This is a genomic window from Bacillus sp. SIMBA_154 (genome assembly GCF_046536015.1).
Taxonomy (GTDB): Bacteria; Bacillota; Bacilli; order Bacillales; family Bacillaceae; genus Bacillus; species Bacillus pumilus_P.
On record NZ_JAWJBV010000093.1, the window covers coordinates 1 to 375 of the forward strand.

A 375-nucleotide genomic window follows, 5' to 3' on the forward strand; every position below is an offset into this window, starting at 1 on the left:
AAAAATGCCTTTATTGATGTATGCCGGGAGCGGTCTTCTCGCATTTACCGGCGGTGAAATGATTGCCAGAGACTGCAAGCTGTCGTTTTGCATGGCAGAACACGGCATTATACAAATGATGCTGCCGATTTTGACCGTCGTATTTGTTATCCTCGCCAGTATGATTTACCAACAGACTGAAAAATAAAAAAAGCCCAAACCGCGATGGTTTTGGGCTTTTTCCATGCTTATCGTAAGCTTATATCCGTTGGCAAGACGCTGTGCTTCTCTTAATTGGAAAGAACGCACTTTTCTTGGCAGGAATCGTCTGATTTCATCTTCGTTATAGCCGACTTGCAGACGTTTTTCATCAATGATGATCGGACGGCGGAGCAG

Annotated in this window: 2 pseudogenes; one reads left to right on the forward strand and one right to left on the reverse strand. The window is 44.5% G+C overall.

The features are described 5' to 3' along the window. Positions 1-187 (forward strand): annotated as a pseudogene (locus tag R0K30_RS21250) (TerC family protein); the annotation flags it as partial. A gap of 59 nt (positions 188-246) precedes the next feature. On the opposite strand, the pseudogene spx reads toward R0K30_RS21250, so the two are convergent. Next, positions 247-375, reverse strand: a pseudogene (spx, locus tag R0K30_RS21255) (transcriptional regulator Spx); the annotation flags it as partial.